This is a genomic window from Pseudomonas sp. CDFA 610 (assembly GCF_021147865.1).
Classification (GTDB): domain Bacteria; phylum Pseudomonadota; class Gammaproteobacteria; order Pseudomonadales; family Pseudomonadaceae; genus Aquipseudomonas; species Aquipseudomonas alliivorans.
The window spans coordinates 448,559-461,805 of the sequence record NZ_JAGTPM010000001.1 but is presented as its reverse complement, the minus strand read 5'-3'; the positions used below and the strand labels follow the sequence as shown (position 1 = coordinate 461,805).

General features: G+C 52.4%; 11 protein-coding genes and 3 tRNA genes. 9 read left to right on the top strand and 5 right to left on the bottom strand.

Going from position 1 to position 13,247, the window contains the following annotated elements; translation table 11 throughout:
- Positions 1–49: 49 nt before the first annotated feature.
- The gene (locus KDX39_RS02150) at positions 50–601 is read right to left on the bottom strand and encodes a hypothetical protein (protein ID WP_184322875.1); all 552 of its coding nucleotides are present in this window, start codon (positions 599–601) and stop codon (positions 50–52) included.
- Between the two features lie 173 nt (positions 602–774).
- Positions 775–3,660, bottom strand: coding sequence for a bifunctional diguanylate cyclase/phosphodiesterase (locus KDX39_RS02145; RefSeq protein WP_231659195.1), 2,886 nt, complete (start codon positions 3,658–3,660; stop codon positions 775–777).
- A gap of 266 nt (positions 3,661–3,926) precedes the next feature.
- On the opposite strand from KDX39_RS02145, the gene KDX39_RS02140 reads away from it, so the two are divergent.
- The 3 genes from KDX39_RS02140 (at position 3,927) to KDX39_RS02130 (ending at position 6,223) form a co-directional block, all read left to right on the top strand.
- Positions 3,927–4,991: an NAD(P)-dependent alcohol dehydrogenase gene (locus tag KDX39_RS02140; protein WP_231659194.1), complete on the top strand. Its 1,065-nt coding sequence runs from the start codon at positions 3,927–3,929 to the stop codon at positions 4,989–4,991.
- 294 nt (positions 4,992–5,285) lie between these two features.
- A complete protein-coding gene (locus KDX39_RS02135) occupies positions 5,286–5,663 on the top strand; it encodes a hypothetical protein (RefSeq protein WP_231659193.1) in 378 nt (125 codons plus the stop codon).
- Between the two features lie 197 nt (positions 5,664–5,860).
- Entirely contained in the window at positions 5,861–6,223 is a 363-nt protein-coding gene (locus KDX39_RS02130) for an NUDIX hydrolase (protein WP_231659192.1), read from the top strand.
- A 134-nt stretch (positions 6,224–6,357) separates the two neighbouring features.
- Here the strand turns inward: KDX39_RS02130 and KDX39_RS02125 are convergent.
- Positions 6,358–6,427, bottom strand: a tRNA-OTHER gene (locus KDX39_RS02125).
- A 51-nt stretch (positions 6,428–6,478) separates the two neighbouring features.
- Here KDX39_RS02125 and KDX39_RS02120 point away from each other — a divergent pair.
- The 6 genes from KDX39_RS02120 to KDX39_RS02095 all read left to right on the top strand — a co-directional run bounded on the left by KDX39_RS02120 (position 6,479) and on the right by KDX39_RS02095 (position 11,398).
- A complete protein-coding gene (locus KDX39_RS02120; RefSeq protein ID WP_231659191.1) occupies positions 6,479–7,435 on the top strand; it encodes a tyrosine-type recombinase/integrase in 957 nt (318 codons plus the stop codon).
- A 444-nt stretch (positions 7,436–7,879) separates the two neighbouring features.
- A complete protein-coding gene (locus tag KDX39_RS02115) occupies positions 7,880–8,149 on the top strand; it encodes a hypothetical protein (RefSeq protein ID WP_231659190.1) in 270 nt (89 codons plus the stop codon).
- Positions 8,150–8,177: 28 nt separating this feature from the next.
- Positions 8,178–8,606, top strand: a complete 429-nt coding sequence (locus KDX39_RS02110; RefSeq protein WP_210041318.1) for a hypothetical protein — start codon at positions 8,178–8,180, stop codon at positions 8,604–8,606.
- The gene (locus KDX39_RS02105; protein WP_231659189.1) at positions 8,603–8,872 is read left to right on the top strand and encodes a hypothetical protein; all 270 of its coding nucleotides are present in this window, start codon (positions 8,603–8,605) and stop codon (positions 8,870–8,872) included. Before KDX39_RS02110 ends, KDX39_RS02105 begins: the two co-directional genes overlap by 4 nt.
- Before the next feature lie 351 nt (positions 8,873–9,223).
- Complete coding sequence (locus tag KDX39_RS02100; RefSeq protein ID WP_231659188.1) at positions 9,224–10,678, top strand: DEAD/DEAH box helicase family protein; 1,455 nt, start codon at positions 9,224–9,226, stop codon at positions 10,676–10,678.
- 369 nt (positions 10,679–11,047) lie between these two features.
- Positions 11,048–11,398 carry a hypothetical protein gene (locus tag KDX39_RS02095; protein ID WP_231659187.1) on the top strand — a complete coding sequence of 117 codons (351 nt, stop codon included), beginning with the start codon at positions 11,048–11,050 and terminating at the stop codon, positions 11,396–11,398.
- A 1,332-nt stretch (positions 11,399–12,730) separates the two neighbouring features.
- Here KDX39_RS02095 and KDX39_RS02090 read toward each other — a convergent pair.
- Positions 12,731–12,807: transfer RNA gene (locus KDX39_RS02090), tRNA-Val, on the bottom strand.
- A 347-nt stretch (positions 12,808–13,154) separates the two neighbouring features.
- Positions 13,155–13,231, bottom strand: a tRNA-Val gene (locus KDX39_RS02085).
- Between the last annotated feature and the right edge of the window lie 16 nt (positions 13,232–13,247).

The window sequence follows — 13,247 nt, the reverse complement described above, 5'->3', positions numbered from 1 at the left end:
CGTGTGAGCAAGCTGGCTCGCGAAATCATGGGTGCAGCCTGCTGAAATGTCAGGCCAGCAAACCGGCCTTGATGCCCCGGATGCGCGTATTGATGTCATCCGCAACATCGTTCTGCTTGTCCTTGAGGGCGTCCTGGACTTTCTGATCGATAGTCAGTTGATCCTCAGGCTTCATCGCGGTGTATTGCTGCTGGGTGATGCCAGTCAGTTTTTCCCGCACTTTCTCTTCGGCTGTCTGCTTCAGCGTGTCCATGAACTTCTGGACACCGGTCGCAGCGCCATCCGAAACACCAGCGCTGGCCGTCGATCCTGTAACACCGTTATCACGATCCGCCGTCTTCTCGGAAAGCGACGTGTCCGCCGCGCTTTTGAGATTGACCATCATCCGTGCGAACGACTCGTTGTAACCACCGTTGCCCTGCGCGTCATCCGTGGACGCAGCGTTGGCGTTTTGCGAGGTGACCGGGAACGCACCGTTGCCGAGACCTGCCGCGGCCACCGCGCCGAACGTATCCTGCGACACCTCGCCCAGCGTCTTGCGCCCTATGGCTCCAACAGCATGGGAAACCAGCTGTTCAAGCCCACTGTTGCCAATAATCATCTTTCACCTCCTGATGACGTGATGCGCCTGTACACCAGCAAGACCGATGCCAATTGCCAAAATCATCGTAAGCCCATGATTCATAGGACAATGGCCGCTACAGGCAGCGGCAGAAAGATGACGTTTACGTGATCAACCTGCTCAACCACGCCAAACGCGGCAAAGCGTTGCCGTCACAGGGCGGTCTGGCCCTGAACGACCTGCAACTGTTCCAGCGGCAACGGGCCCGCAAAGTAATAGCCCTGAGCCTGACCGGCACCCATCTCGCGCAACAGTTCCAGCGTCTGCAGGTCTTCCACCCCTTCGGCTACCACGGTCAGGTCCAGCGATTCGGCCATCCTTACAATCGCCCGCACGATCGCGCGGCTTCGATCACTGGTGGTCAATTCGAAGATGAACGACTTGTCGATCTTCAAACCGCTGAAATGGTACTGGTGCACATAGCTGAGAGAGGAAAACCCGGCCCCGAAGTCATCCAGCACCACCGACATGCCCTGATCCGCCAGTTGCTTCATGGACAGACGGGCCTGTTCGGGGTCCGCAACCAGCGCGCCTTCGGTGAGTTCAAGGCACAGTCTGGCCGGGGATACGCCGTACTCGACCAGCATGGAAAGCACTTCGCCTGCAAACGCCGGTCGGGTAATGCTGTAGCTGGAGCAGTTCACATGGACCGGAGGCAGATGCGCATTGGCCGGGTCAGCCAGAATCGCAATGACCTGCCTGAGCATGTACAGGTCCAGACGGCCAATCAGCCGCAGGCCCTCCAGCGCCGGCAGGAAACACTCGGGAGTGACCACCTGCCCGTCAGGCTGTCGCCAGCGAATCAACGCCTCCAGCGCCAGCAGTCTGCCGGTCTCCAGGCAGGTGATGGGTTGAAAATAGGGAATAAGCTGATCGGTACGTTTCAGCGCCGTACGCAATGCACCTTCCTGATCCATCTGATCCGAAACCTGACGGCGCAATGCCTGGTTGAAGACTGCACAGCCATCACGTCCGCCGCTCTTCACCGTGTACATCGCTGTATCGGCATCACGCAACAGGTCTGCGGGCTCCTTGTGGAACTGACCATCGGCCCCGACCACGCCGATGCTGCAGGACGTAAACACCGTGTGTTCATCGATCATAAAGGGCAATTCGAATGCCGTGAGGATGCGCTGGGCTATCCCGACACCGGCGCTCAATCGCGCGCCGAAGCCCAGCACGGCAAACTCGTCGCCGCCTAAACGGGCCAGCAGGTCACCGTCACGCATGCAATTGCGCAAACGCTGCGCCGCCTGAACCAGCAGCAAGTCGCCACAGTGGTGGCCAAGGCTGTCGTTGACGATCTTGAAGCGATCCAGATCGATGAACATCACCACCAGTGCCCGCCCCCGGCCGCAGAAATCCTCCCAGGCCACCTGCAATCGTTGCTGCAAGTAGCTGCGATTGGGCAGCCCCGTCAGCGAATCATGAGCGTTTTCATACTGGAGCCTTGCGTTCAACTGATCCAGTTCACGAGTCCGGTCCAGTACCCGCGCCTCCAGACGCAGGTTGGCGGTATGAATCGCCTCGGCAGCGCTTCGGCGAGAGAGCGCCGTATCGATATGGCGTGACACGAAGGTCAGCAACTCCTGATCGCGCAAGGTATAGCTGACGTGACGCGAATAGCTCTGAACAGCCAGAACACCCCGCACTTCCTCAGCTTCGAACAGCGGAATGCCCAGCCAGGACGTCGAGCGGTTGGACTGATTCTGCACTTCGATCTCGCCCGCAGCTTCCAGCCTGAGTGCGTCTTCACTGTCGATCAGGCACGGACGGCGCTGGCGAATGACATATTCGGTGAACCCGCGCTGACCACGCCGGGGCGCAGGCGACTGCGTCAGACGCTCGTCAATGTAGTAGGGAAAGGTGACCTCGCCCGTACTTTCCTCGTAAAGCGCGATATAGAAGTTGAGCGCGACCAGCAGTTCACCCACGATCGTATGCAGGCTCTGGAACAGCTCGTTCATGTCTCCGGGACGGCTGGACAGCTCGGCAATCTGAAACAACGCACTTTGCAGATGCTCGGCACGCTCGCGCTCGGCCACTTCCAGACGCAACGCGACGTTGGCGGCAGACAGTTGCTGGGTGCGCAACAGCACGGTCTGCTCAAGGTGGGCACGGTGCAACAGCCTGTCCATTGCCATGGCCACATGCCTGGACACCACCGAAAACAACGCCCGATCCTGAGCGCTGTAGACACGGGACACGTCATAGACCTGCATCGCAACCATGCCGAACACTTCATCCGAGGCGTTTTTCAGCGGCGCCCCCATCCAGAATTCCGGACGACGCCCTCTGCACCTGAAACGGCCAGCCGCTTCTGCTTCTTCGATGCCCGCGGCATCGAGAAACATGGACTGCCCCTGGGTCAGCACATAGCCGGTCATGGAGATACTGGCGGGATCCAGGTACTCGAAGGTTTCCGGGGCCATCGCTTCATCGTCGAAACGGTCGATGTAATACGGATAGGTGATCTTGCCGGACTGGCTGTCGTAAAGCGCCAGATAGAAGTTCTCGGCATCGATCAGCGTGCCGAGCTGCTGGTGAATGCCTTGCAGCAGTGTGCCTCGTTCATGGGTGGAGCTGGCCAGCAGGCTGATCTCGTAAAGCGCCCTCTGGGTAATCTGCGCCCTGACCAGTGCAGCGCTCTGCAACAACGAGCCCAGCCTGACAGCAAGATCGACCAGTGCCGGATTATGTTGTTCAGACAAGGGTGCCAGCAGCCAGCCAAGTGCCTCCTCACCTTGACCTGTCGCCCACCGATAGACCTGTCCTTCGTTACAGAACGACTCAAACTGGCCAACGGGAATCTGCTCGGGCCAATCGTAATGAAGCGCACCCTGCCCCAACAGGCGCTTTTGCTCACCTGCGATATAGACCGCCCAAGGCACTGCCGGGATCTGACTGCGTGTCACAGCCAGAAGCTCATCAATGGCCTGATGACTGGAAAGCCGGTGACGGCGGTCGCGCAGTGCATCGCAGGGAGCCGCGCTATCAGTCGGCTGGCGCATGCAGGAGGCCAAAGGTGGAACTGTCATTTCGATACCAGATTCAGAAACAGACGGCGAATATAGTTCACGCTTCTGACAAGGGTTGGCAGTGCGCTGTCACATTCAGGCAACAATTTCAATGCAAGGATTGTACCTTCAAGTCGGCTGCCTCATTCACTGAATATGGCGGTGATCATGGCACTAATTGATGGTTTTTCAGGTCATAAACGGCTCCCGCAGCGGACAACATCGCATCTTCCACACTATTCTGTCTGCGGTTTCTTCGCCAAACACATACTGGACAGGTGATCGCAATGATCAAGACTTACAGCTATGCAGCCCAGGCTGCCACCGACAAGCTCGCACCTTACCAATTCGAACGACGCGCTCCGGGCGCCGACGATGTTCAGATCGACATCCTTTACTGCGGTGTCTGCCACTCTGACCTGCACACGGCCCGTAACGAATGGCACAACACGCTTTATCCGTCGGTGCCAGGCCATGAGATCGTCGGCAAAGTCACTGCCGTCGGTGCCAATGTGACCAAATTCAAGGTAGGCGATCTGGCTGGCGTCGGCTGCATGGTCGACAGTTGCCAGACGTGCCCGTCCTGCGCCGACAACGAAGAGCAGTACTGCGAGAGCGGTTTTACCGGCACCTACAACGGGCCGGTCTTCGGCGGCGAAAACACCTTCGGCGGTTACTCTGACAAAATCGTCGTCAAAGAGAAGTTCGTCCTGCGCATCGCGCCCGACCAGAATCTGGCGGCCGTTGCACCGTTGCTGTGTGCGGGCATCACCACCTACTCGCCGCTGAGTCACTGGAAAGTCGGTCCCGGCAAGAAAGTCGGAGTCGTGGGGCTGGGTGGTCTGGGCCACATGGGCGTGAAGATTGCGCACGCCATGGGTGCTCATGTAGTGCTGTTCACCACGTCGCCTAACAAACGCGAAGACGGTAAGCGTCTCGGCGCGGACGAAGTGGTGGTCTCCAAAAACGCTGATGAAATGGCCGCTCACGCCAACAGCCTGGATTTCATCCTCAATACCGTTGCCGCACCTCATGACCTGGATGCATTCCTGGGGCTGCTCAAGCGCGACGGCACCATGACACTGGTCGGCGCCCCCGCTACACCTCACCCGTCGCCAGCCGTGTTCAACCTGATCTTCAAACGTCGCAGCCTGGCAGGCTCGTTGATTGGCGGCATTCAGGAAACCCAGGAGATGCTCGACTTCTGCGCCAAACACAACATCGTGTCGGACATCGAAGAAATTGCCATGCAGGACATCAACGAAGCTTACGAGCGCATGCTCAAGGGCGACGTTAAATATCGTTTCGTGATCGACATGGCAACGCTCAAGCAGGAAGCCTCTGCAGCCTGACCTTCACAGGCGGTCCGGCTGGCGGCATGCCAGCCAGACCGCCACTGTCAACCTGATGCCTACCCTCATGCACACACATGTCCCGCCTCATGACAGGCCGCCGCCCGACGCTGCAATTTCGAGCCCCCTGCCGATCATGCGTTCCGCTTTCCGGCAGTGTGGAACGCGGACGAACGTCGAACCTTTCGTCTTTAGCTTCCGCAACTCGTCTCCAGAGCATTGACACGCACTTTTTTGGGGCGCGAAATAGTTGCTCGATTGAAACGCGCCAACTCAATGGACGGAGAATTACACATGGCTAAGATCAAAATTTTAGCGGGTGACTTTCTTCAAGGTGATGGAGAGTACCGTGCTGGCACCATCACCCTCGTAACGCCTCTCTTCCCTTGGCCGGGTATCAGTTTCAAGCACGGCGATATCAAGTCAGTGGAAATGGCCAGCCAGGCTTCCAGTAAAAAAATCGAAGGCGCCATAGGCTACGGTCTGGCGGGCGCATTGGTACTCGGGCCTGTGGGCGCTGCGGCAGGCGTCATGCTGGCAGGCGAGGAAAAGGAAATAACGTTCCTGACGACGCTGAAGGACGGCCGAAAAATACTCGCGGCCGCCGACGACAGGACCTTTCAGAAACTCTCGCAACACATCGCAACGCGTGATCTCGTCAGACATTTCTGAAGCCAGGGGCCGAGCACTCGCTGAATGAAGCGCTCGCCGCTCTTCGACTAAGCTCAATTCATGGCACTGATTGTGCTCTATTCATATAAATGAACTTTTTATTACAATTTAGTGACTATCGCTTGCTGCGTGCCGGTCTCAAGTTCATGAAGTCCTTGCAGATATTGAAGGTAAGGGACGCTAACAGGTGAAGGGATATGAAAAAACGAGCGACAGTCATCTGCAAGCGAGACGGACAAATCCTCTACGTGCGCAAACCAAAATCCAAATGGGCCTTGCCAGGCGGCAAAGTCGAGCCCGGAGAAACTCCGGCACAGGCCGCAGCGCGCGAGCTGAACGAAGAGACAGGCCTGGAAAATCTGGAGCTGCGTTATCTGGCCGAGTATGAACAGGACCGGGTGACCCACCACGTGTTCATCACACTGGTGCCTGACTCCAGTGAAGCCAGACCGCAAAACGAGATCGCTGCCTGCAAATGGCTCGCCCCCAAGAACGTCAGCGATCTGAAAGCGAGCCCGGCCACCAAGTCCATCGTCAAATCATTTGCTCTACAAGGGTGAACCCGGCCTCGATGCGCCCAAGCGCTGGCGCATTTGAGGCAAGCCCGGGCGCGACCCTGTAAAACGCACGCAAAAAAAAGGGCGACCCTTTCGGATCGCCCTTTTCATCACCGCCCAGCAGAGCGGATTTTGTTTGGTAGGCGCGATTGGACTCGAACCAACGACCCCCACCATGTCAAGGAGAGGAACCACAACGCGTAGCCCCTACAGGCTATGGCCTTGAGAGAACGCCCATTCACATCATGAGGCGTCAACATGGCTAACATCCGCTCCCTACCATCAGGCAACTGGAACGCTCAGGTCAGATTGAAAGGGAAACCCCCTCAGTCGAAGACATTTTCTACACAGGCAGAGGCTCAGGCATGGGCTGACAAGCTTGAAGCTGTCATCAAGGACCACAAGCAACACACCATATTCACATTGGGCATGACCTACTGTGACTCCCACCTCAAGGGCAAGGGTTCCTACACCCATGCTGTCCAGATCGTTGAGCAACTAGCTCACGCCTTCCCTCAGTCAATTCATGACATAACCCCTAAGCTAGTAAACGATTTCAAACTGATGCGCTTACAGACCGTCAAGGCAGCCACATGCAGACATCAACTAGCGTTCCTCTCTCGGTTCTTCAAGTACGCTAAGCGTGGCCTGCTAATAGACATACCTAACCCTGTCTGTGATATCACCCTACCTAAGCCCGACAAGTCCAGTGACAAGGTGGTAACTGCTGGTGAGCTACGTCTAATCCTCAATGAGCTATCACCCACAATGGCCCTGATAGCAGAGCTTGCATACGAAACAGCTATGCGTCGTTCTGAGATACTGAAGCTGACAGTTAACTGCCTGCATCTGGAACAAAGGATTGTGGACGTAGTGGATGGCAAGAATGGTACACGCTCAGTGCCCCTGACCCTACGTGCAATAGAGCTTCTGAAAAAGGCTCAAAGACATGCTCTAGCAGAACGCCTACCAAGAGGCAGACTGTTCTCTGTAGCGCCTCACAGCGTCTCTCAGGCCATCAGGAGAGCTAGAACAGCAGCTAACCTTGATAGCAATGTCAGGCTACACCAACTCAGACATACAAGAATAACCAATGTAGCTAAGAGAGGGTTTAACAACGCTCAGATAATGATTGTCTCTGGACATAGAGACACTAGGTCTTTCGCCAGATACTCCCACCTGAATGCTAAGGATGTATTACATCTGATTGACTGAGGCCCTACAAGCTCACTGGTGAGGCGTAAGACTCTTATCCTCATCAGTTGCAGGCTTTGCTTATAGCGTGCCTTACAGAGCCTTACAGGAAGCGTAGGAACACGCACACTCTCTTATCTCATAGTATCAAAACAAACTAATGAGCCAACTTTAAAAATAGTTTGAGGACTTTTGCCTCAAATCTAGGTATAGATATATTTGAGTGAGAAAAATATCTCAATTTAATTTGAAGGGAATTCTCTCAAAACGAGGTATAGTATATATAGGAGAAGCTTTTCTCCTTCTGCAACCCTCTCTCACTTGCTACACCCTCTAGCACCATCCTCCTTACTCGCCATTACGCGATGTAGGAACACGAGACTTCCTCCTAGATAATATCACGCCCAATCTTATGGGGGATATAGGGGGCTGCCTTTAACTATCAACTTATATAGGTAAGATTAAATGTCTATCACTTTAGAACAGATTGTTGCTTTGCAACACAACCAGCTTAACACACTGCCAAGAAAGATCATTTGGCTTATGGTACGTAATCAAGCTGATGTCTTTGGCTGGTCTACTATCTCAAGCGCTGAGTTTTGTGCTGCTACAGGGCTCCCCAGACGCTCTGTAGAAAGCGTTCTAAAACATCTGGTAGCAACAGCAATGGTTGAGCGTAGAAAGACTGGCAAAGCCCATTCAGCTCGATATCAATATCGCATTATCACTCTCTAACTAATCCTCTCCAATAAGGAACACACATATGCGTACATACAAACACGAAGACCTTGTATCACTATCACAAGAGACAGGCCGCTCCCTTGAGGAAATCAAGGAGCTAGCACGTAGTTCAGGATGGGTACTGGAACAGGAGGCACGCCCTCTCCGAGCACTTGACAGCTCCAAGGATGCTGTAGCTATTATGAAACAGGTTAGACAAGCCACCCTTGAGCGTCTCTACAAAGAAGATCCGCTGATTCGTGAAAGTCTGGATATGCAAGTGGCTGTGCAGCAAGCACGCCTTGATCGAACCACTAGCAAACCTAGTAATAACCAGTATGACTCACAAGGGAACTTCACCGGCGTAACACGAAGCATCATTAGCGGGCCAGCAGCAACAGGTAAGAACCAAACTGATGCTATGAAAGCGATTAAGGCTAGCGTCTATAAGCGCCTAGGAGTTCAGGAATGAACTACTACATGTCAGAAGGCGAGCGTCAGTATCAAGAACATCGTAAGGCCCAGCTAAAGGCTATGATTGAACATGCAGAGGTTAGCAACAACAGTCTTGTAGGTGAAGTGAAGATTTATAAGGGGGTTAGCTATCAGATGCATCAACGTGGAAGTTATGTGTGCGTGGGTCTCCCTAAGAACTCACCATTGGAAGGTACGTTCACTTCAGCGTTTGCTCTACACAAGATCATTGATGATATGGAAGTAAGCAAACCTACCAAATGAAAACAATCATTAGCTGGGTGGTTACAGCATTCATTGTGTATGCCATCTGCCTAACCTTCCTTACTATTGCCAGACTAGCCTTAGCAGTTATGGCATGTACAGCATGAAATGTATATATGAATTCAGATGACGACTACATCAACATCCCTGACGTAGAGTACCGAACAAAATACCTCATCCCCGTCAGTATTAGGCGAGGTGTAGCTAAAGAACTGATAGCGTCTAAAGGCAATACTAAAGCCATCTACGCCCTTTCCCTGAAACATCGAATCTCCTTACAGACAGCAGGCTATGTCTCTCGCTTGGACCTAAAGCACATTGAGCAATATAGAAAACGACGATAAGGAATCTATGAAAGAAAAAACACTGTTCATTGCTGAAGCCCTTCCGGGCAGCGGCAAGTCCACCAAGTTTATTCAATCACTGCCTCAGCTAATCATAGACAACAACATTGTTTATGCAATGCCCACGAACAAGCTTATCAAGGAGCTAGCCTTAGACATAAACGTCAAGGCTGGCATTTCTCCATTGGTCATTACCTCTGAGACTGTAGATCATGTGACCTTGCACCTTGAGCATGTGCTGGCGTTGAACAGTGCCCCCTTGATCATGATTACTCATGAAGCGTTACGTCGAGTAAACCCTAAGCTCCTTGATGGTTGGGAGCTAGTAGTGGATGAGGTGCCTAGCGTCTCTGATTGCAAGGCCCACCTGTTCGATAGTGGCAGCTACCTTGGAAGCATTGCGAACTATCTAGATATCAGTCCCAGCAAGAAGGCATCACTCAAACCTGAGTACACCTCTCTGATTGAAGGCATGATTAAATCAAAAGATAGCAGCGCCCTAAGCAATACAGCCATTGACGTATTGAAGGCTTTGACAGAGCCCAAATGTAGCGTAGAGGTAGAGGCTCTATCTGCCAAGGGTAAGCGCCTAGTACGCATTGTGAGCTATAGGGACTTCTTACCAGCGTTCTCTTATGCCAACAGTGTTCACATTCTCGCCAACAACGTCAGGGACACGCTACTGGGCATTCATGCCACCTACCAAGGCTGGCAGTTTGAACCATCTATATTCACACCAGAGTTTGATGGTTATGGCAAGCGTGTTGAGCTACATCCTTTCCTTACAGGTAAATACTCCAAGACTCAGAGCATGATGCAGCGTAATGGCAAGATTGCTGATGCCTGGGATGATGGCGTACAGTTGGCTGACTGGCTACGCTGCGTAACCGCAATGATCGGGAATGAAGAAAGCTTAGCCTTCATGCATGAATGGGTTAAGTATAACTTCAAGAGCAATGTAACCACGCTACCAATCGATAGCAGGGGCATCAATGGCTATCAAGACAGACGTATTGCTATCTGCCTTCAGCACGGCAATGTAAGTCCTGATGATGCCCTAAGCTTTCATAGCTTGAGTGATATGCTGGGCGTACCAGTACAAGAGATTAGAAAGGCCATTGAGTTTGAACGCTTTTATGAGAGCACCCTACAGGCCATTGCTCGCACTTCTCTGAGAGACAGAGACAATATGGAACCAGTGCTACTATTCGTACAAAACATGGACATGGCGAATTACCTTCAAGGCTTACTTGGAAGACTGGCCGTCATCAATACTGAATTGGTTATGCCTCCCTGGGAGAAGGAGAAGTCAGACTTGAAGAAGGCTAAAGCCATGCTACAAGCTGAAGCCATCTCTCTGTTCATTGAGAAAAGTGTGAGCCGAAAAGATATTGCTGAAACCTTGGGCGTACCATACAAATCCATCCTCAATTGGACAGCAGGGCTTAAGCAAGCAGCATAATTCCCAACGTCAGCATTACTTTTTCCCAAAACCCCTTAAAGACTCCTTAAGAAAAATTGGGAAATTTCTAAGAACACCTTAACGTCAGCAAGCTGACGGGTATCACTCCTTTCTTAGGACATTAAGTAAGACACTACCCTTAGACTACCATCTATCGATGGATCTTTCTTAAAAGCAAAAGCAACGTCAGCATAGCTGACAAGAGCACGCATAAAAGAGAGAATCAAAAGCGAACTACCTACCAGTATGTATTACTCTTGATCTTTCTTTATTGCGTATGCCACTACGTGGCGTGCTCTTGCTTCTGCTGTCACGCAGTGACTCCTGCTGAAAGCCCACTACTATTCTTACACATTTAAAGAGAACAACATGAACATTCAAGACGAACACAAACAGCAATACGTAGAAGCTTACTCACACATTGAGCTAGCCAAGACACTTGGAGTTAGTCTCGCCCTGCTAGATAGCCATGCAGAAAACCAAGGATGGAAAGAAGAACATCGACTTTACTGGTTCGACAAGTCCCTTGAGTCATTGAAGTATGCGCTTAACGAAGGAAGCATCCCTGCTGTTAAGGAACTTCTTAAGATTGCTGGTGTAACTAGACCAGTAGGCCGTCCAAAGAAACAAGACATTGAAGGCCATCTAGCTAAGGAAGCTAAAGTAGCCGAGGAATGGGAAGCAGACTTTCGAAGACTGAGCTTAGCGTCATCAAACTGAGAGAATTATTTATTAAAAGAGGTGGAGTGTATTGACCTCTCACACCTACGACCACATTACATTGGACAAAGCTGTCGCTAGGGAGCGTTACGCTCTGCACCACAGGGAGCACACCTCAGTGTGTCAACTGTGCCTGATAGTTCAGCTACCAGTGCCCGCCCCCCCTAACGAAGCCAGAAGGGATATGCTGGCATATCAGCCATGCCTAGCTGGGGAGGTCTACAAACCGCCTCCCACTGTCCTCTCAGCGTTCCCGCCACCACTACACCATTGAAGGTTCGCTATGGCACTACTGACCTCAAAGCATCCCACTCACTGGGACATACCGTTTAGCGTCTGCTAGGCCCGTTTGCCTATTTCTCATCGAGCGGAATCTTCACGACTCCGTCCCGATTATATCTACTGCAAGTACTCACAGCAATTCTATACGCAACATCTCTATCCGACACGTACTGATTCAAGGACTGAAGCTTTCCCTCAACGCATTCAGCCATCAGAGCGCCTTCTTTGGCCCCTTCCGACATTGCGATGTAGCCGATTATCGATAGCATCAGCAGCCCAGCTGCGAGACCGCTTAGGCTAATTTTTCCGTTAGGACTCTTCACGATAGCCACGGGAGTGTAGAGCCCTGGCCAAAGATATGGTCGTCGTCTATCCAGTAGCTCGTGTAACCCGACCCGCTGTATACGTACCCTTCACTGATCCAGCAATGCGTATAACCATTTGGTCCAAATATATGCCCATCTGTAATCCAATGGCCTGTGTAGCCTTGCGGACCGAATATGTGCTGATCACGAATCCAAAAACCTGTGTACATAGCTTCCTACCTGCTGGGATCTTTGACCTAGATATCAGACTGCCAGCATTTCTCCTAGAAATTTCCTTGACGCAATGCATAAGAAAGGACAACCCCTAACCCCCTGCCTACCCCTCTCGCCTTGATGGCCCCACGCACACAGAAATTGGCCCTTGCCTTGAGCGTCAAGAAAATTCCACAGAGGGGTTGGGTAGCGTCCAGCCCACAGCAGGCACGTAGCTCAGTTGGTTAGAAGCTTGCCATTGTGAGGCCACGAACAATGAGCACCACCTTAACAAGAAGGTGATCAGGCTATACAGATCAGGAGGTTAGCTATGGTCGTTCACATTTACTCGTGTGAATGCCACTGTGAATGAGGTGTGAACGTTCGTGTGAACGACGGTTTGAACGAGAACAGACATTCCCATTGCGGTGTGTGAACGATGCCTATAGATTGTGAACGTTTTCTCAAGAAACAGAAAAGGGGAACCCTTTCGGATTCCCCCTCTCGACCGCCCAGCAGAGCGGATTTTGTTTGGTAGGCGCGATTGGACTCGAACCAACGACCCCCACCATGTCAAGGTGGTGCTCTAACCAACTGAGCTACGTGCCTGCTGTGGGTCGGCATTCTACGGATATTCAGATGAGTGTCAATGGCTTTTTTTGCACTAACTGACTGAATATGCGGATTATTTGGCCGGGCCGTCTGCGTGTTTATTTTGTCCGAAAACACGCATCTGATCGCAAGGCATACGCGCACCATCTACTGGCACCGCTTTACTGCCATCAGCTCAAGGCTTCGACAGGTACGCCTGGGGCAGCAGTTCGATGGAAACCGCTGCCATTGCTTGAATAAAGTACTGACGCGTTTGATCCCGGCCTAAGTGCCAAAAAACGGAAACAAAAAAGGCTCACCTTTCGGTGAGCCTTTCTGGACCGCCCAGCAGAGCGGATTTTGTCTGGTAGGCGCGATTGGACTCGAACCAACGACCCCCACCATGTCAAGGTGGTGCTCTAACCAACTGAGCTACGTGCCTGCTGTGGGTGTGCATC

What these genes read in the sequence shown, in the direction of transcription:
- KDX39_RS02115 (WP_231659190.1), top strand. Translation starts at nt 7,880, where the DNA reads ATGTCTATCACTTTAGAACAGATTGTTGCTTTGCAACACAACCAGCTT.
- KDX39_RS02140 (WP_231659194.1), top strand. Translation starts at nt 3,927, where the DNA reads ATGATCAAGACTTACAGCTATGCAGCCCAGGCTGCCACCGACAAGCTC.
- KDX39_RS02130 (WP_231659192.1), top strand. Translation starts at nt 5,861, where the DNA reads ATGAAAAAACGAGCGACAGTCATCTGCAAGCGAGACGGACAAATCCTC.
- KDX39_RS02110 (WP_210041318.1), top strand. Translation starts at nt 8,178, where the DNA reads ATGCGTACATACAAACACGAAGACCTTGTATCACTATCACAAGAGACA.
- KDX39_RS02100 (WP_231659188.1), top strand. Translation starts at nt 9,224, where the DNA reads ATGAAAGAAAAAACACTGTTCATTGCTGAAGCCCTTCCGGGCAGCGGC.
- KDX39_RS02120 (WP_231659191.1), top strand. Translation starts at nt 6,479, where the DNA reads ATGGCTAACATCCGCTCCCTACCATCAGGCAACTGGAACGCTCAGGTC.
- KDX39_RS02105 (WP_231659189.1), top strand. Translation starts at nt 8,603, where the DNA reads ATGAACTACTACATGTCAGAAGGCGAGCGTCAGTATCAAGAACATCGT.
- KDX39_RS02150 (WP_184322875.1), bottom strand. Translation starts at nt 601, where the DNA reads ATGATTATTGGCAACAGTGGGCTTGAACAGCTGGTTTCCCATGCTGTT.
- KDX39_RS02135 (WP_231659193.1), top strand. Translation starts at nt 5,286, where the DNA reads ATGGCTAAGATCAAAATTTTAGCGGGTGACTTTCTTCAAGGTGATGGA.
- KDX39_RS02095 (WP_231659187.1), top strand. Translation starts at nt 11,048, where the DNA reads ATGAACATTCAAGACGAACACAAACAGCAATACGTAGAAGCTTACTCA.
- KDX39_RS02145 (WP_231659195.1), bottom strand. Translation starts at nt 3,660, where the DNA reads ATGACAGTTCCACCTTTGGCCTCCTGCATGCGCCAGCCGACTGATAGC.